11 protein-coding genes are annotated in these 17,999 nt (G+C 69.6%); 4 read left to right on the top strand and 7 right to left on the bottom strand.

Going from position 1 to position 17,999, the window contains the following annotated elements; all coding sequences use genetic code 11:
- Positions 1–30: 30 nt before the first annotated feature.
- From JRI60_RS25985 to JRI60_RS25965, 5 genes are all read right to left on the bottom strand, one after another.
- The gene (locus JRI60_RS25985) at positions 31–2,478 is read right to left on the bottom strand and encodes an ATP-binding protein (protein ID WP_204228574.1); all 2,448 of its coding nucleotides are present in this window, start codon (positions 2,476–2,478) and stop codon (positions 31–33) included.
- 207 nt (positions 2,479–2,685) lie between these two features.
- Positions 2,686–4,521 carry a patatin-like phospholipase family protein gene (locus JRI60_RS25980; protein WP_204228573.1) on the bottom strand — a complete coding sequence of 612 codons (1,836 nt, stop codon included), beginning with the start codon at positions 4,519–4,521 and terminating at the stop codon, positions 2,686–2,688.
- Positions 4,518–6,545 (bottom strand): D-arabinono-1,4-lactone oxidase, encoded by a 2,028-nt coding sequence (locus JRI60_RS25975; RefSeq protein WP_204228572.1) that lies wholly within the window; start codon positions 6,543–6,545, stop codon positions 4,518–4,520. The genes JRI60_RS25980 and JRI60_RS25975 overlap by 4 nt, the downstream gene beginning before the upstream one ends.
- An 85-nt stretch (positions 6,546–6,630) precedes the next feature.
- Positions 6,631–10,857: a protein kinase domain-containing protein gene (locus tag JRI60_RS25970; RefSeq protein ID WP_204228571.1), complete on the bottom strand. Its 4,227-nt coding sequence runs from the start codon at positions 10,855–10,857 to the stop codon at positions 6,631–6,633.
- Positions 10,858–10,989: 132 nt separating this feature from the next.
- A complete protein-coding gene (locus JRI60_RS25965) occupies positions 10,990–12,045 on the bottom strand; it encodes an acyltransferase domain-containing protein (RefSeq protein ID WP_204228570.1) in 1,056 nt (351 codons plus the stop codon).
- A gap of 207 nt (positions 12,046–12,252) precedes the next feature.
- Here JRI60_RS25965 and JRI60_RS25960 point away from each other — a divergent pair, with 207 nt between their 5' ends.
- The gene (locus JRI60_RS25960) at positions 12,253–12,390 is read left to right on the top strand and encodes a hypothetical protein (protein WP_204228569.1); all 138 of its coding nucleotides are present in this window, start codon (positions 12,253–12,255) and stop codon (positions 12,388–12,390) included.
- Between the two features lie 78 nt (positions 12,391–12,468).
- Positions 12,469–14,499 carry a protein kinase domain-containing protein gene (locus JRI60_RS25955; RefSeq protein ID WP_204228568.1) on the top strand — a complete coding sequence of 677 codons (2,031 nt, stop codon included), beginning with the start codon at positions 12,469–12,471 and terminating at the stop codon, positions 14,497–14,499.
- Between the two features lies 1 nt (position 14,500).
- On the opposite strand, the gene JRI60_RS25950 is transcribed toward JRI60_RS25955, so the two are convergent.
- Complete coding sequence (locus JRI60_RS25950; RefSeq protein WP_204228567.1) at positions 14,501–15,697, bottom strand: trans-sulfuration enzyme family protein; 1,197 nt, start codon at positions 15,695–15,697, stop codon at positions 14,501–14,503.
- Positions 15,698–15,726: 29 nt separating this feature from the next.
- Between JRI60_RS25950 and JRI60_RS25945 the strand changes: the two genes are divergently transcribed.
- Together JRI60_RS25945 and JRI60_RS25940 are read left to right on the top strand one after the other, a co-directional pair.
- Positions 15,727–16,944 carry an FAD-dependent monooxygenase gene (locus JRI60_RS25945; protein WP_204228566.1) on the top strand — a complete coding sequence of 406 codons (1,218 nt, stop codon included), beginning with the start codon at positions 15,727–15,729 and terminating at the stop codon, positions 16,942–16,944.
- 200 nt (positions 16,945–17,144) lie between these two features.
- Positions 17,145–17,552, top strand: coding sequence for a helix-turn-helix transcriptional regulator (locus JRI60_RS25940; RefSeq protein ID WP_204228565.1), 408 nt, complete (start codon positions 17,145–17,147; stop codon positions 17,550–17,552).
- Between the two features lie 19 nt (positions 17,553–17,571).
- Here JRI60_RS25940 and JRI60_RS25935 read toward each other — a convergent pair whose 3' ends face one another.
- Positions 17,572–17,943 carry a helix-turn-helix domain-containing protein gene (locus tag JRI60_RS25935; protein ID WP_204228564.1) on the bottom strand — a complete coding sequence of 124 codons (372 nt, stop codon included), beginning with the start codon at positions 17,941–17,943 and terminating at the stop codon, positions 17,572–17,574.
- Positions 17,944–17,999: the final 56 nt, after the last annotated feature.

The following is a 17,999-nucleotide window of genomic DNA, read 5'->3' as shown; positions in this document are numbered from 1 at the left end:
CCTCCAGGCACTCTTGAGCCAGCAGTCACTTCACCTGAGGTTGCCCCGGAGCGATTCCCGGCTCACAGGGGCCCTCGGTAGATCCACGGTGAAGGTCGCGCCTGCTCCCGGCGCGCTCTCCACCCGGATGTCTCCTCCGAGCGCCTCCACGATCTGCCGCGTGATGTAGAGGCCCAACCCGAGCCCTCCGTAGTTCCGCTCGGACACCGCCCGCTCGAACTTCCCGAAGATGCGCTCGCGGGCCTCCGGATCGATCCCGATGCCCTCGTCCCGGATGACGAGCCGCACACGTGACTCCCCTCCCGCCACCCGGATGTGGATGGGAGTGCCCGCCCCGTACTTGATGGCGTTGGAGAGCAGGTTCGTCATCACCTGCTCCAGGCGCAGCCTGTCCCACTGCCCCACCGACGCGCCTTCCGCTCCCAGCTCCAGTCGGCACCCCACCCGCTCCGCCTCCGACTCGAACCGGGAGACCACCTCGCGCGCCAGCGCTTCCAGGTCCACCTGCTCCAGCTCCAGCTTCAGCCGGCCCGTGCTGATCCGCGACACGTCGAGCAGATCATCCACCAGGTCCGACAGACGCCGCACCTGCCGGCGCATCACCTCCACGTCTCCCGGCAACCGCCGCTCCAGCGCCTCCAACCCTCCGCTCTTCACCGAACGCGCCATCGCCTGGAGCTTGAGGCTCAACGGCGTCAGCGGCGTCTTGAGCTCGTGACTGGCCACCGAGAGGAACTCGTCCCGCAGCCGCACCGCCTCCCGGGTCGTGCGCAGCAGCTCGGCGTTCTCCAGCGCGGTGGTCGCCCGGCCCGCCAGCTCCTCGGCCATGTCCAGGTCGCGCTCATCGAACCCCTGGACCACACCGGCCCGGGCGAACGTGATGACGCCCCACTTCCTCCCCCGCGACTGCATCGGCACCAGCACGACCGAGCGCGCGTCCAGCCGCTCCATGAGCGCCAGGTGCTCGGGGCTCACCGCCGACGCGAGCCTCTGCTCGGGCGTGATGCTCGCGATGAGCTTCCTGCGGCCCTGGTTCAGCGTCTCGACCACGGACCGGGGTGCTCCGCGCTCCGCTGAGTAGGGCGGAATCCGCCGGATGTGTGCCTCCAGCTCCGGATCCCGGTGCGCCACGGCCACCCGATGGATGCGCCCGTCCTCCTCACGGAGATCCACGATGCAATACGTCGCCACCGTCGCGGCCGCGAGCCGGGCCACGCGCTGAAGCGTCTCCTCCGGCTCCATCGACTCGGTCAGCAACCGGCTCGCCTCGGACAGGAAGGCGAGCTTCTCCTCACCACGCATCCGGTCCGTGATGTCCAGGGTGATGCCCACCATGCGCAGCGGCGTACCGTCCGCGGCGCACACCACGCGCCCGCGCGCCGCCACCCAGCGCACGCCACCGCCCGGCGGCACGACGCGGTACTCCGCCGAGTAGTCGGACCGGGTGGTGATGGCCCGCTCCACCGCCTCGGCCACGGAGTCCCTGTCCTCCGGATGGATGAGCGAGCGCAGCTTCTCGTACGAGGACAGATCGCTCTCGGGCGGCAGTCCGAAGTTGGCCTTGCACCCCTCGGACGACTCCATCCTCATCGTCGAGAGCTCCAACTGCCAGTGGCCGAGCCCCACCGCCTTGAGGATGAAGCGCAACCGCTCCTCGCGCTCGGCCAGGGCCGCCTCGGCCCGCTTCCGCTCCGTGATGTCCAGGGCGAAGGTGATGTTCCTCCCCTGCTCCTCCAGGTGCGTGCTGTTCATCAGCACCGGCACGCGGCTGCCATCCTTGCGAAAGAGCTCCTTCTCGAACGGGCTGGCCACGCCCTTCGTCTTCAGCTCGTGAATGGCCCGGGCGTTGGTCGCGTGCCACTCCGGCGGAGTCATGGTGTCCCAGCGGACGAGACCGGACTCGAGCTCCTCGCGGCCATGGCCCACCATGGAGAGGAACGCATCATTGGCGTCGAGGATCCGCCCTTCGAGATCAGAGAAGAGCACTCCCATCATGTCGGACTCGAAGACGCGCCGGAACCGTCTCTCGCCCTCTTGGAGCAACCCGTCGGAAGGGCGGGACTCCCCACGCCGCCGGTGCAGCGCGATGAAGGCGGACACCTTGGCCCGGAGCAGCTCCGGCGCCCAGGGCTTGACGAGGCAGTCCACCGCCCCCCGCGCGTAGCCCTCGAGTGCGAAGGCTGGCGCCCCATTTCCAGTGAGGAGCAGCACGGGAATGGAGTGGGAAGGCCCACGCTCCCGAAGCTGGCGGAGCGTCTCCAGCCCCTCATCCTCCAGTCCGTCTCCGTCCAGGAGGATGAGGGCGAACTCCTCGTGGAGGACCCGCTGGCTCGCCTCCCTGCCCGAGGCCGCCTTCACCAGACGCTGGCCCAGGGGTTCGAGCGTGGAGACGAGCGCCTGGAGGCTTTCCGGGTGCCCGTCCACCAGCAGCACGCTCGCATGCGGTCCGTCATGCACCACCGGATGGCTCCTTCTCACGGGCGCTCATGAGTCGCCACCTGGGAGCCTAGCTGGTGCCCCACCGCCTTGCTGGAAAACTTGGACGCCTGGTCATGCAACGGATGGGCATGCACACGCTCAAGCCCTGGAAGCCTCCCAGGTGGAGACCCACCGCCCGGCCCTCGAGATCGAGCACGAGGGCTCCGAAGGCGATGGCGTGCACCACGCTCCGCATGTCCCCCGAGCTCACCGGCATTTGCGTTGCTCCGGCTTGTTCGCCATGCACTGCCGCATGGGCGCGAAGGTCTCCTCGGCCTGCTTCAGCACCTCCTCGGCGGGCCTCTTGCACTCGTTGGCGGCGAGGGTGCCGCGGATCTCGAAGAGCCGGAGGATCTCCTGGCACCGGGCCTGGAAGGTGCTCACCCCCTGGAGGAAGAGCGGCCGCATCACCTCGGGCGTGAAGGCATACCCCGAGGCGGTTTCCAGCGTGGCCTCGGGACGGTACATCCACGCGCTGCGCCAGCTCGACGCCACCTGCTCGAAGCGCGCGGGCCCCATCCACGGGCTGGTGGCGACCTCGACGCCGCCCACCAGCGCGGGGGGCGAGAAGCCCGCGCCCGTGCGGGTGCAGAACTTCGTGACGTTCGCCCGCGAGGCGACACCCGCCAGCCGCTCCATGCAGAGGTTGTACTCGGTGAAGCGCCGCGCGACGGCCGCCATCTCTCCCTGCTGGACCTCGCCCACCCGCGGCTGCGCGACGAACAGGTCGAGCGTCCTCATCAGCACGCCGAAGGCATGCGGTGGGTTGGCAACCCGCTCGGGATCGATCCCCGCGGTGGAGATGACCAGCACGCGCTCGGCGCCCCGCTGCACCGCCTGGAGCAACGGCAGTCCCGAGCGCACCCCACCATCCACGAACGTCCCGCGCATCCTGCCGGACTTCGAGGGCACCCAGTCCACCGGCTCCGCGAGCACCGGCTCGACGATGGAGGCCATGACGGCCTGGATGAAGCCCTCGACGCGCTCCGCTTCGCTCGCGGTGGCGGGGAAGTCCGAGGGATCCTGATCGCTGATGCCCTGGATGTCACCGGTGGCGTAGTCCACGGAGACGGAGACGAGCTCCGTGTGGTTGGTGAGCATGGCGGGGGTGACGGCGGCCTTCAGCTTGTTCTGGATGCCGTCGAAGCGCACCAGCCCGCGGACATCGTCCACGAGCTCCCAGTCCCACGCCGAGTTGACGCAGTACAGGTCCGACTCCACCGAGCAGGTGTAGTTGCTCACGAGCAGCTCGCGCGCGGCGTGCTCCTGTCCCGGCGTGTGGAACAGATCGATCAGCGTCCCGATGAGCGAGCCCGTGCTGGCCCCGGCCACCAGGTCGATCCCCGCGTCGCCACATCCCTCGGGGGTGGCCTTCCCCCGGCACTGCTCGAGGATGCCCAGCAGCCGCCAGAGCGCCCCGGCGGAGAAGGCCCCGTTGGCCGCTCCACCGCTCAGCACGAGCGCGGTGGAGGGACGCTGGAGCTCGCGGTGCCACCGGCGGGCATGGATGTACTGCGCGGCGGCCTCGGCCCCCTCCTGGATTCCCTTCTCGAGCTCCTCCTTGCCGAACGGCTTGCCCACGGCCTGCTGGAGCGCCGCCAGCGAGGGGGCGATCGACACGGCGTTCGCCAGGAAGCGGGCCGCGTCGACCTCCGCCGCGTCGGGAGCGGCGGGCTCCACCGTCTTGGGTACCTCGGGCAGTCCCCAGGGCGACTTCGTCGCGGTGTCGAAGAAGCCCTGGTAGCAGGGGCCGGTGTCGGCCCCCGCCGCGTGGGTCAGACAGTCCACCAGGGTGACGAGGGGCGCGGGCGACCTGCCCAGCTCCGACATCCAGCCCGCCACCGTGGCCGGCGCCAGGTACGCGTCGGCCAGGTGATCCCTCGTCAGCCGCCCCACCCGCTCGGTCACCGTCACCGATGGCCCGGGCTCGCCCTTCTCCGCGGGCTTGTTCAGCGTCTCGAGGATGAAGTCGGTCCTCGCGAAGTGGCAGGAACAGAGCGTGAGCGACGCCAGCGCGAGCGACCAGGAGAACGACCGTGTCATGCGGACTCCCCAGAGCAAGAGGAGGCGATACTACCCACGGGCGTCGAGCGCGCCAGGGCGGGCTCGATGCCAAGGTGCTCCTTCCAATACCTGCTCAGGAAGACGCCATCCGGATCCATGCGCTGGCGCACCTCCATGAACCTGTCCCACATGGGGTATTGCCGGCGCAGGTATTCGACCCCCGTCAGGGAGTCTGGCTTCGGCAGGAACTTGCCCCAATGGAGGCGGAAGCCGAACGGCGCGAGCAGCTCCCAGAACCGCTCGTAGAAGTTCTCCCGGGCGTGCTCCTTGTCCGTGCGGAACCAGAACACGTCCACCCGGATGGAGTGCCTCCCATGGCTGGGGCTCATCCAGAAGGAGCTCGCGAAGCCCGCGTAGATCTCGAAGGCATACGGGCCGGTGCGCCCCATTCCCTTCGCGTCCTGGACCCCCTCCTTGTCCGAGGGATCGGGATTGAAATAACCCTCGAGCAGCTTCATCACTTCCGCGGCCTGATCGATGTCGATGAAGAACTCGGTGAAGTCCGTGGGGACGAGCTCGTCCGAGACTCCATTGTCCATCGGCAGGATCTCGTGCCAGGAGCCCCGGAACTCCTTCGTCTCCTTTTTGGGGACGAAGACGTTCAGGACGAGGCGCACCACCTTCTCGGTCAGCCACCCGTAGGGCGGATCATCGTGCGCGATGAATTTGAAGAACAGGTTGACGAGGACCTGGAGGACGCGAGGGATCGCGACGAAGGGTCTGCGGATGAGCGCGGGGCGGTAGGTCTCCGACCCGGTCCCGGTCTCGCGGTGCGCCCGCCAGAGCTGCACCTTGTCGACGCCCCGCTGGGGCCACCAGAGCAGCCGGGAATAGGTGTCCTCATTCGTCTCGAAGAAGTGCCGCAGGCCCTTCTCTCCAGGCTCGAACAACGAGATGGCGCACTGGCGGGTGCGGCAGGTGACCTGCTTGCCGACGAGGTCGTAGCGGGGCTCGCACTGCAAGGTCACCGTGGAGATGATGCCCAGCAGTCCCATGGACACGCCCGCGGCGTGGAAGTCCGCGTCCCCGGGCGACAGGTCGTGCACCCTGCCCGTCCCATCGATGAGGCGGATGCCCACGAGGGCCGCGCCCAGGTCGTGCCGTGCCGTGCCTCCCATCGAGCCCGTGGACAGGAAACCGCCCACCGTCTGATGGGTGATGCCGCCGAGGTCCGGCAGCGCCCAGTCGCGCGCCTCGAGTTGAGACAGCAGGCTGTTGTCCTCGTTGGACAGGGGATCGTGCGGATCCACTCCCAGGTGGCAACCGGCCTGGACGGTGACGCGCCTGGCCCCCTCGTCCCAACCGACGATCCGTGTGTACCGGTCGAGCTGCACGTTGATGTGATGTCCGCTGTCGTCGGTGTAGATGCCCCCGGGCACGCAGTGGGTCGAGCCGCGCACGCGGAGCTGGACGCCCGAAGCCCGGGCGTGCTTGACGAGCTGGATGAGCTCCTCCTCCGTCTGGGGATGAGCGAACCTCGGATCCAGGGCCGGGTGGAAGTAGTCATGCACTCCCAGCCGGACCCAGAGGCCCACGCCCGTGCCGGTCAGCAACAGGAACGCGCCCGCGACGTAGGTGAGCTTCTCCTCCGTCTTCGCGCCATGGGGGAAGCTGCCGATGAGGGCGGCGCTCTCGAACCCGAAGAACGTCAGCTTCACCATGTTGGACAGTCCGACGAGCTCCGAGAACCGGCGAGCCGTCGTGCGATCGAACCGGCGCAGCGCGTAGAGGGCCACGGTGGAGATGCAGGCCATCATGGGGACCTCGATGAAGTGGAGGGCCCAGGCCGCCCCCCTGCTCCGGCACAGCGTGGAGCGCGACCGGCCGAAGAGCCGAGGGTGTGACAGGTACACGCTGCCCGCGAGCGCTCCCGTCAGGCTCAGCCAGCCGTAGACCTTCACCCGCTTCAATAGGGTCCGCCACCTCGCCTCCTCGGCCCGGGACGGTGCCAGCTCCACACCAGAAGAAGTCTCGAGTGCTGGATGTTTACGAAGGGGCAGCATGGTTTGCTCCAGGTCGAAGACTCGAGTCACAGGACAAGACTCGAGCACCCGAGGCGCGCGCCCCGCCACCGCGGCGGCTCACACCTCAGAGTGGTTCCATGAAAGTTGGAGAAGACCCTTCGCGGATGTGACCGAGCTCCCAGGGAGCGGCGGACATGAGCCGCTCCAGCTCATGCTCGTCGAAGTGCTCGTCCTGGAGTCCGTCGAGCAGCGCCCTCGCGACGCGGAGCTCGGGCGAGTCGAGGCCCGGTGGCAGGGGCGCGAGGGCGTCCCGCAGCAGGCGCTCCGCGTGGCGGAGCCGGTCCTGCCCCCGCTGCAGCTGGCACAGACGCAAGGTGGCCCGAAGCTCGACACACCGGGCGCCGGATCGGCGGGCGCTCCGCGAGGACTCCTGGAATTCGTTCACCGCCCTGGCGGTCTCGCCATCGAGAAGCAGGAGCTCGCCTCGCAGCCGGTACAGCTCGGCCTCCTCGAGGTGCTGTCCCGTCCGCTCGCCCCAGGCCAGTCCCTCCGCCACCGCCGCCAGACCCTCGGGAATCATCCCCAGCCGCGCGCGCGCATCCGCGAGCAGGCAGAGCAGGTAGGGCCAACCCGTCTCCGCGTGGTTCTGCCGCAGGTGATCGAGCCCCTCGAGCATCAGGGTGTAGCCCTCTTCCCGCCGCTGGCCCGTCAGCACGAGCGCCCATCCCCTCAGGACGGGCATCCACGACTCCACGCGCAGGGACGGGTTCTGCTCGTAGATGAGGCCCTCCCGCTCCGTCATCGCGAGCACCCGCCGCGCGTCGAACCGCATCTGGTACAGGGCGTTGGTCACGGTGCTGACCAGGACGAAGGTGTAGGGGTGGCCCAGCTGCTCGGTGCGGCACAGCGCGGAATCGCTGAGCCGCTGACCCTCTCGCTGCTCGCACCGGAGGGTCAGGGTCAGGGCCAGATAGGCCTGGGCCATGGCCAACGGATCGGGCTCGAGCATGCCCAGCGTCCGGGGTGCCCGCTCCCTTTCCGAGGTCCCCAGGGCCACGGCCTCCTCGAGCAGGGGCACCGCTCCGAGAACATCTCCCTGGATCAGGCAGTTCGATCCCCCCATCAACCGGCCGACCACCCGGAGCTGGGGCTCGTGGACGCGCTGGCCCAGGGAGACGATCTGCTCCGACAGCTCGCGGGCCAGCGGGAAGTTCAACCGCATCAGGTTCCGGTTGAAGAGGCCCATGCTGGCGGAGACGAGGATGGGCGTGTTCCTCACGTCATGGAAGAGCTGCGCGATGCGCGCGTAGAGCTGCTCCACCTCGGGCGCAGAGTAGTTGCGGGCGGCGATCAGGGCCTGGCCGAGCAGCACCAGCAGCCGGAGCTCCTCCTCGACGCGCCGGGCCGCTCCCGGCAAGCGTTTGAACAACCGCAGCGCCTGTTCCAGGTGACTGATGGACTCCTCGAACGCCGAGCGATTCAAGGCCAGCTCCCCGGCCAGGGCCCAGTACCGGACGGCGGGGAGCAGTTCCCCGGCCCGGGTGTAATGGTGGGCGATCAGCTCGGGCGGAGCGGTGGGAGCTCCCGACACCGGGTGCTCCAGGAGCACCGCGATCTGATGGTGGTACTGCCGCCTGCGAGGCTTCACCAGGGACTCGTAGGCGGCCTCCTGGATGAGGGCATGTCTGAACTCGTAACGAAGCTCCGGCTCCTCTCCGGTGTGCAGGAGCAGTCCCGCCTCGACCAGCTCCTCGAGATCCCTCCTCAGCGTGGAGCCACCCCGCTCCGAGAGGGCGGCCAGTTGTGCCTCCGTGAAGCCTCGGCCAATCACGGCCCCCTTCCACGCCAGCTCCTTCTGCTCGGGAGGGAGCGGATCCAACCGGGCCAGGAGTAGTTCCTGCAAGGTGACGGGCAGCGTGCCCTCCGCGGTGCTCTGGGAGCCATGCGTGAGCACCATGCTGCGGGTCATCTCCTCGACGAAGAGCGGAATGCCCTCCGTCCGCCGCACCAGCAGCGCGACCGTCTCCGCCGACGGCTCGGGCCGGTTTCCGATGAGCCGCCGCACCATCTCCGCGGTCTCGTCCGCCGCGAGCCGATCGAGCACGAGCAGGTGGAAGCGGGGGTGCTGCCGCAAGGAGAGCCGCAGCTCGGGGCGAGCGCTCAACAGCAGGAGCAACCGGGTGCCGTCGATGAGCTCCCCCAGGCGTGAGAGGAAGCGCAGCGTGGAGGGATCCACCCAGTGCAGATCCTCGAGCACGAGGAGCAGCGGCCCCTGTCCATGCCTCCCCGGGAGCCGCGCCGACAGCCGCAGCAGCAAGGTGGTCAGCGTCTCCAGGGTCCGTGCGCGTTGCTGCTCGGGAGACAGCAGCAGCGGAGGCAGCTCCTCGCGAGGGGGCAGGCCCAGGAGCTGCCCGAGCAGCAGCAGGCTCTCCGGCAGGGGCATGTCGAGGGAGCGCAGCACTTCCTCCAGGTGGTCCCTCCGCCGCTCGGGTGATGCCTCTGGTTCCAGCGCGGCCAGGTGCGTCACCCATTCGAGCACCGGATGGAAGGCGCTGCGGCTGAGCTGTGGCCAGCACTGGCTGGACACGAGGACGCCCCCCTCGTGAACCACGTGCTCGCTCAGCTCCTGGATGAGCCGGGACTTGCCGATTCCCGCCTCACCGCTGAGCAGCACCACCGTACCCTGTCCGCGCCGGGCCTCCTCCCACCAGGCGAAGAGCTGGCGGAGCTCCGCGCTCCGGCCCACCAGCGGCGTGAGGCCCCGGGCCAGCGCCCTCCCGAAGCGGGTGGTCTCCGGCCGCTCGCTCCGCAGCCGGTGGACACCCACCCGCATCGGCCCCAGCGACGACTGGAAGAACCGCTGGCCCAGCGGCTCCGTCACGAAGTTTCCCTGAGCGCCCTGCCAAGTGTTCTCGCTCAGGTCCACCGTCTGGGGTTCCGCCTGCCTCGCCAACCATCTCGCCAGGTGGGGCGCCTCGCCGCGAATGGAGGGCGAGTGTCGTCCACTCGGCGCGGAGGGCTCGGACACGTCCAGCACCACCAGATCCGTATGCACGCCCACCTGGACCGCGAGCTCGGACTGGAAGGCCCGCGGCAGCTCCTCCACCATCCGCGTGAGCTCGAGCGCGGCCCGCACCGCGCACACGACGTCCTCCTCCCGGATCAGGGGATAACCGAAGCAGCCCAGCACCTCGTCACCCATGCGGAGCGTCACCCAGCCCCCGTGATGCTCGAGGATGCGCGAGCAGGCCTGGTGGAACGCCGCCTGCACGTCGCTCAGGTCCTCGGGATCCAGGGACGCCAGATGCCCCGTGAGCCGGCAGCACACCAGCGTCACCTGCCGGCGGTGGGGCGTGAAGCGTGGAGGCGTCGCCTCGTCCGAGGGGGCCAGGCTCCACTCCAGCACCCGCAGCCGCTCATACATCTCGAGGGCGCTCTGGAAGCGCCGGGAGGGATCCTTGGCGAGCGCCCGTGCCAGGAACCGGTCCACCGTCTCGGGCAGATCCGGATGGCGCGCGCGCACCGACGGCACGGGCTCGGCCGAGAGCACCCGCTTGCGGAGCATCCGGAGGTTCCCCGCGGGATGGGGCAGCTCCCCGGTGAGCATCTGGTACAGCAGCAGCCCGACCGCCCAGGTGTCGGTGCGCATGTCCTGCGGCTGCCCCCGCCATTGCTCCGGTGCCATGAAGGCGGGCGTGCCCGATTTCAACAGGTCGAACCCGAGCGAGGAGGCGAACCCACCCAGGCCGAAGTCGAGCAGCTTCACCCGCCCGTCCGGGAGGATGAAGACATTGCTCGGCTTGAGATCCCGATGGAGGACCTGGCGCGAGTGGGCATGCGCCAGCCCGGCCGTGACGTCGCTCAGGATGCGCAGGGCCCGCCGGGGCTCCAGTGCTCCGCGCCGCAGCAGCGTGTCGAGCGACTGTCCCTCCAGGTACTCCATGATGAGGAAGGGAGTGCCCTTCCATTCGGAGACATCGAAGATGCGGACGATGTTCTCGTGGTCGAGCTGGGCCACGAGCCGGGCCTCCTCCTGGATCAGCTGGTCCAACGACTCCCGCGTGAGCTCCCGGCCCGAGGAGATGAACTTGAGCGCCACGATGCGCTGCAACAGCTCGTCACGGGCGCGGACGACCAACCCCATGCCTCCCTTTCCGAGCCTCCCGAGGATCTCGAAGCGCCTGCCATCCCGTCCCCCGAGGCGCTCTCCTGGCCGGGGCGCCGGAAAGGCCAGGGAGAACTGGCTCACCTCGCGCAGGAAGGAGTCCCCGAAGTCGGACGAATCCCTTCCCTCGGAGACAGGCCGCGCTTCCAACGGAGTCCCCTGGCTGTCGTCGTTGTGCCGGGTCATGACCACCCTCGAGGAAACGATGAGGACCCTGGGCCCGGATGGCACACTCCGAGCGCGGCCCCTCCCCGCCCTTCCAAGGGTGAGGCTCCGAGCGCCCGCTCCCCCGCTCGGGGCCCTGCTCGCGCAGCCCCCTCAGGCCACGTTCGCCAGCGCCGAGCGCCGGCACCGAGGACCCAGCTCGGACAGCGTGCGCAGCGCACCCGGCATCTCCTGGCCGGGCGCCCTGCCCCGCCGCAGCGACACGAGCAGCGTCCCGCGACGTCCCGCCCGCTCCAGGCACGACTCCAGCGAGTGCTTCACCAGCGGGTGCGGGCTGACCTCCAGGAAGACGTCGTGCCCCGCGCCGAGCAGCACATCCACCGCCTCGCGGAACAGCACCGGCTCGGCCAGGTTGCGCACCCAGTAGTCCGCGTCGAACCGCGCTCCCGCGAGCGTGCCGCCCGTCACCGTGGAGACCACCGGCAGCCGCTCCGGGCCGGGGCGGAGCTCCTCGAGCAGCCCGCGCAGCTCGCCGCGGAGCGGATCCACCTTCGGCCAGTGCGCCGCCACCTCCGAGTCGACACGCCGGGCCGGCACGCCCTTCCGGCGCAGCGCCACCAACACCTCCTCCAGCACCTCCGGCTCCGCGGCCAGCACCGTCCAGTCGGGGCTCGCGTGGATGGCCCGCCACACCCGGCCCTCGAACTCGGGCAGCACCTCGCCGGCCCGCGCCCAGGGCAGGCCCACCACCGCCATGGCCCCCTGCCCTCGCAGGCGCCCGATGATGCGGCCCTGGTGGCAGATGACGCGCATCGCGTCCTCCAGCGAGAGCACCCCCGCCACGTGCGCCGCCGCCACCTCGCCGATGCTGTGCCCCACCACCGCCGCCGGCTCCACGCCCCACGAGCGCCACAGCGCCGCCAGCGCGATCTCCATCGCCACGATGGCCGGGCAGCTCACCTCGATGTCGCCCAGGCGCGCGCCCTCCGCCGTCAGCGCCTCCCGCAGCGACCAGCCCATGTGCCGCTGGACCTCGGCCTCACAGGCCTCCAGCACCGGGGCGCATACCGGCGACTCCAGCAGCGCCCGCCCCATGCCCGTCCACTGCGAGCCCTGGCCCGAGAAGACGAAGACCGGTCGGCACGGGCCCTCGTCCCGATCCGCCTGATCCTCGTGACGCATCAGGGACTCCTCGAAGGTCCGCCGCATGCCCACTCCCGCTCTGGAGTGTCCTGCCCCGCACACAAGCGGCTTCGGACAGCCCGGCTGAATCTCTACAGCGTTGGTGGACATATTAACCATTTTTTCCGGAGAGTGAAGTGAAACGATGGGTCACGGCTCCGGGTGTGAAGCGGCCCGGCGAGGTGTCACGAGGGCCAGGGCGCGGGCGTCTCAGCCGGAGAGAGAGGACCGACCATGTCACTTCAGACCATCCTGGGACTCATCGCCCTCGTCCTGTGCTTCGCCCATGCGGTCAACGCCCGGGTGCCGCTCTGGGCCGCCGTGCTGCTGCTGGCCCTGGCGCTGGTGCTGCCCGCCCTGCGCCTGCGGTAGCGCACGATGGGGAACACGCCCCGGGGGGGGTGTGGACTGGCGATGGAAGGGGTGAACAGCCTAGCATGTGTGCATCCCATGCCCCCGGTTCGTCATCATCCGCTCGGTCCCCTCGTCCCGGGTGAAGGATCCCGCCCCTTCCTCGCACTGGCTCTCGAAGAGGGCAGGTCCCCCCTTCCCGTCGTCCTCGTCTGGGCCCCGCCAGAGGTAACGCGGGATCCCACGCTGCTGACCAAGCTCGAGCGGGAGACGCAGCGCGCCACCATCTTCGATCACCCCAACATCCTGCGGGTGCACGGGCTGGTGACGCTGGACGGCCGGCTCGCCCGAGTGACGGAGTACGCGGACGGTGAGCCCCTGCGCAAGGTGTTGGAGGTGGCCCACCGCCTGCCGCCGCCCTTCGCCGCGCTCGTGGTGGCGGACGTGGCGACGGGTGTCCATTACGCCCACGTGGCCGGCAGCGATGACGGTACCCCGCTGATCCACGGAGACCTGCGCCCGGAGACGGTGATGGTCTCCTTCAGTGGCGTGTGCAAGGTGTCGGGCTACGGCGCGCTGAGCGTGGCGCCGCAGGAGCGCAACATCCTGCGCAAGCGCAACCAGCGCCTCTACAGCGCCCCCGAGCAGCTCATGGGAGGCCGTGCGGCGTCCTCGGTGCTGACGGATGTGTTCCTCCTGGGCCTGCTGCTGTACGAGTGCCTGTCGGGGCGCAGGCCGTTCCAGGACTCGCTGGAGCCCGACAAGGCCATCCTCAACCGCCCGCTGCCGCCCCTGCCGGTGGAAGTGCCGGCCGTGCTCAACGACGTGGTGCGCCGCGCCACGGCCAAGCGCGCCGATCAGCGCTACCCGAGCGCCCATGCCTTCCGCGAGGCCCTGGTGGCCGCCAGCGGCGCGCTGCCCACCACCGCCGCGTTCGCGGAGCTGCTCGCCAAGCTGCTGCCTCCCGAGGGCGAGGCCCGGCTCGCCCGGAAGAAGCTGCTCGAGAAGGGCCTCTCCGGGGGACCCATCACCCAGCCCGTGCCCATTCCGGTGGCCGAGCGCATCACCCAGCCGGTGCCCGTGCCCGTCGTCCCGGCCCGGCCCACCAGCCAACCGGTGCCCGTTCCGATCTCCGAGCGCATCACCCAGCCGGTGCCCGTGCCCGTCATCCCGGCCGCGGCCATGCCCACCGGCCAGTCGGTGCCCGTGCCGGTGGCCGCGCGCATCACCCAGCCCATACGCCCCATCTCCGAGCGCATCACCCAGCCCACGCCGGCCGTCGCGGACACGTCCCTCGTCGAGACCGAGCGGGCCATTCCGGTCGCCCCCAGTGCCCCGCCCGCGCCGGCCGTCGCGGACACGTCCCTCGTCGAGACCGAGCGGGCCATTCCCATCGGGACCGAGGCGGCCACCACCTCCTCGCGCGTGACGCAGCCCGCCGAAGCGGTGCCGCCCGCCGCCGCGACCCGGGCCGAGCGGACCACCGCGCCCGTGCCCTCGCGGCGCCCGATGGGGCTCATCGCCATCACCATCGGGGCCGTGCTGCTCCTGAGCGGGATTGGCGCCGTCTGGAGCACCCGGAACAAGCCGGAGGTGTTCGAGGACACGAACCTTCCGGCGATCGAGCCTTCCGTGCTGCTCACCGCGGAGCCCGAGGCCCCGAGGGACGCCGGGGTGCGCGTGCCGAGCAAGGCCCCGGCGCCCGCGCCAGCGACGCCCTCGGTGACCGAGCTCTTCGTGAACCCCGACGTGGAGGTGTCCATCAACGGCCGGGTGATCGGCCGCACGCCGTTGACGGTTCCCCTCCCCCTCGGCCGTCACACGCTGACGTTCACCGACACGTCGAAGGGGCTGAAGACGGCCCGGATGATCGACATCACCCACGAAGGCACGTCGACGTTCCACATCCGCCTGGGCATGGGCTCGGTCCTGATCCAGGGGCCCGAGGGGTCTCGCATCAGCCTCAATGGCAAGGACGTGGGGACGGCGCCGCTCGCGGAGATGACGCTGTTCGAGGGCGTGTACGACGTGCGAGTCACCGCTTCGGACGGGGCCGTCTGGGAGAAGACCTTCCAGCTGATGGGGGACCAGCGCCAGGTCCTCGTCCCCGAGTTCGACGCGGAGGAGTGAGTCAGGGGCCCAGCGCCTGATCGAGGTCCCGGATGAGATCGTCCGGGGCCTCCAGTCCGATCGACAGCCGGAAGATGCCGTCTCCCGCCCAGGCCCGGTAGCGCTCCAGCAGGTCGGGTGGGAGCTGGAAGGACGTGCGCTGCAAGTCCTCCGTCGGCAGGTAGAAGACGAGGCTGTGCGGCTTGCCGAGTGACACGGCGTACTTGACGACCTTCATGCGCTCGGCGAGGCGGCGCGCCATGGCGGGACCGTCTTCGGTCTGGAAGGCGATCATGCCGGAGGTGTTGCGCAGCTGCCGGCGGGCGAGCTCCGCCTGCGGATGGGAGTCGAGCCCCGGGTAGATGACGTGGCGCACGCGCGGGTGGTTCTGGAGGAACGAGGCCACCGCGCGAGCCGAGGCCTCGTGAGCGGCCATGCGCTGAGGCAGGGTCGGCAGGCTGCGGAGGATGAGCCACGCGGGGAACGGGCTGAGCACGGCGCCCAGGTGGATGAGCGAGTCCTGACGCAGCGCCGCGAGCTCGGTCCTCCGGCCCACGACGACGCCGCCCAGCACGTCACCGTGGCCGCCGATGTACTTGGTGAGCGAGTGGATGACGAAGTCGGCCCCGAGTGCGAGCGGCTGGAGGCCGATGGGCGTGGCGAGGGTGGCATCGACCACCAGGCGCGCTCCGGCCTCGTGCGCGAGGGAGGCTACGGCCTGGACGTCGGTCAGCTTCAGGATGGGGTTGCACGGCGTCTCGATGTAGACGAGCCGCGTGTTCGGACGAAGGGCGGCACGGACCTGGGCGAGGTCCGAGGTATCCACGGGCGACACCTCCACGCCATAGCGCCGCAACATGCCCCGGGCGAACTCGGCCGCGCCCGCGTAGCAGACGTCACTGAGAACGAGGTGGTCGCCGGGCTTGAGCAGGTGCAGCAGGAGGCCGGTGATGGCGGCCATGCCGCTGGCGAAGCAGAGCGCGTCCTCGCCTCCTTCGAGATCGGCCAGACGCCGCTCCAGGGTCCGCACGGTGGGCGTGGACCAGCGCGCGTAGAAGAAGGGGGACTCCTCCCCCATGTCCACGGCGGAGAACCCCACGCCCTCGGGGTGGGCGCGGAAGGTGGTGGACATCACGAGGGGCGTATTGAGCGGAGCCCCTTCCTCCGAGTCCGCGTCGGTCTGCACCAGCCGTGTACGCACATCCCATTCCGAAGCCATCGATCACCTCGTTGGGTACAGTCCGCCCAATGTCTCAGAAAACGAATCCCCAGGTCGTCATCGTTGGTGCGGGTCCCGCCGGAATGCTGCTCGCCTACCAGTTGGTGACGAATGGTGTCCCGGTACGGGTGCTCGAGCGGCATCCCGACTTCGAGCGCGAGTTCCGCGGCGAGCTGCTGCAACCCTCGGCGCTCGCCCCGCTGGAGAAGCTCGGTATCCTCCCGCTGCTGGTGGAGCGGAAGCTGGCGCTCCCGAACGTCGAGCGACGGCTGTTCGTCGGGCGGACCCGGCGGGTGATGGTCCCGGGTGGAAAGGAGCGAGGCTCGCTGGTCTCCCAGGCGGGGCTGCTGCAACTGCTGCACGAGCTGTGCGGCCGCCATCCCCATTACCAGCTGGACTTCGGCACCACGGCCCTCCAGACGATCCGTGAGGATGGCCGGGTGGTGGCGCTGAAGACGCGGCGGGAAGGCATCGAGGGCCGTGTCGAGGGCGATCTCTTCGTGGACTGCAGCGGCCGGAACAGCGGGCTGCGCAGGGACGTGGGGCTCCAGGTCCAGACGACGCAGGTTCCCGCGGACGTGGTGTGGCTGCGCTTCGATCTCTCGGACACGCCGGAGGCCCTCCCGGAGAGCGTCGACGTGCACATGTTCGGCAAGGGCGTGGTGGTCGTCTTCGTCCCGACGACGCGGTCGCGACTGCAGGTGGCCTACAGCGCTCCTGGAGATCTCGGCGGCTTGCGAAAGGATCTGCCCGAGCTGCGCCGCCGGTTGCTGCCGACGGTGCCCGAGAAGCTGCGGCCCCACATCGAGGCGAAGCTCGACGAGCGCACCGAATCCCAGTTCCTGCGGGTGGTGGTCGATCGCGTCGAGCGCTGGCATGCCCCGGGGATCCTGTTCCTGGGCGATGCCGCGCATACGATGTCTCCCTCGGGAGGATTGGGATTGAACCTGGCGATCCGAGACAGCCTCGTAGCCGCCAACCACCTGCTCGATGCGATCCACGCGGGTCAGCCGCTCGACGAGCGGGTCTTCCAGAAGATCGAGGACGAGCGTCGGCCCGAGACCGACATGATCCAGGGCATGCAGACGCGGGTGCACCGGATGGTGATGGCCCCGATGTTCGTCGAGCACATCATGTTCACCCTGCTCGGCCTGGTGTTGCGGCTCATGAAGAAGGCGGATCAGAGCAGCCAGGGCGTCACCCAGGTGGAGATGCGCTACGGCGTCCCGGTGTCCCAGCTCCCGTGAAGCCCTACCCGGGCCGGTTGGCCCGGAGTGATGACCTACCCGGTAAGGCGGCTTCCAATCCTCCGCCCTTCTGTGTTACCTGTCGGGGTGGAACGCGGGTGACCCATGAGAGCACTCCCCTCCTCTCACGGGCCACCATGCACACAGAAGGGATACATGGCCGGACCCGATATCCCGCCCGAGGAGACGAGCACACGCCCATGATGGAAAACAAAGACAGGAATCGGCTGGCGATGCACCTGGGAGAGACACTGCGCGAGGCACGCAAGCGAGCGGAGCTGACCCAGGTCGATGTCGCGGAGCGCGTCGAGCTCGCGACCGAGGTGCTTGGCCGGATCGAACGAGGGAACATGCTCCCGAGCGTGCCGACCCTGCGCAAGCTGTGCCGCACACTGCACGTGGACGCCAATGCCATGTTGGGGCTCGACGCCGAGACTGCTCCGTCCTGGCCGGAGGAGCCCGACCGCGAGGCGGAGGATCTCCCGGAGTTGCGCCGGGTGCTGCGGACGCTGCGCCGGATGGATGCCGCGCAGCTCTCCGTGGTGGGCAGCACGGCTACCGCCCTGCTGAGATACTCGGGACAACGGCCAGAGGACCCCTCGGAGTGAGCCGAGAAGTCCACCTGTCTCAGTCCTCGGTCTCGGAGGCGATCAAGGTCAGGACCCTGCTGAGCATCTTCAACCGCTTCGCTGGCCACGCCCGAAGTTGATGAAGGACGCGCCGCAATTCCGGGGGGAGCTTCTCCTCGGAGGGCGATTCGTCCACCCGGGCGACGACTCGCGAAGGGTCCAACCCCAGCAGCGCATCGGAGGAGATCCCCAGAACGAGGCAGATGCGATGGAGGGTCGGCACACTGGGCATCATGTCCCCGCGCTCGATGCGCCCGTAAACGCCAGGGACGAGTCCCACCTTGTTGGCGACCTGGGTCTGCGTGAGACCAAGACGCTCGCGGGCTTCACGCGCTACCTCGCCCAGCGCTGGCTGAATGTCCGTGTCCATGGAGGGCGTCTACCACGATGAACGCGGAGCCGGCGCCCTCGGAGTGCCGCTCCGTC

Source organism: Archangium violaceum, assembly GCF_016887565.1.
In the GTDB taxonomy this organism is placed as follows: Bacteria; Myxococcota; Myxococcia; order Myxococcales; family Myxococcaceae; genus Archangium; species Archangium violaceum_B.
Note: the sequence above shows the minus strand (reverse complement) of the source record. Positions and strands in the feature narration are given on the sequence as shown.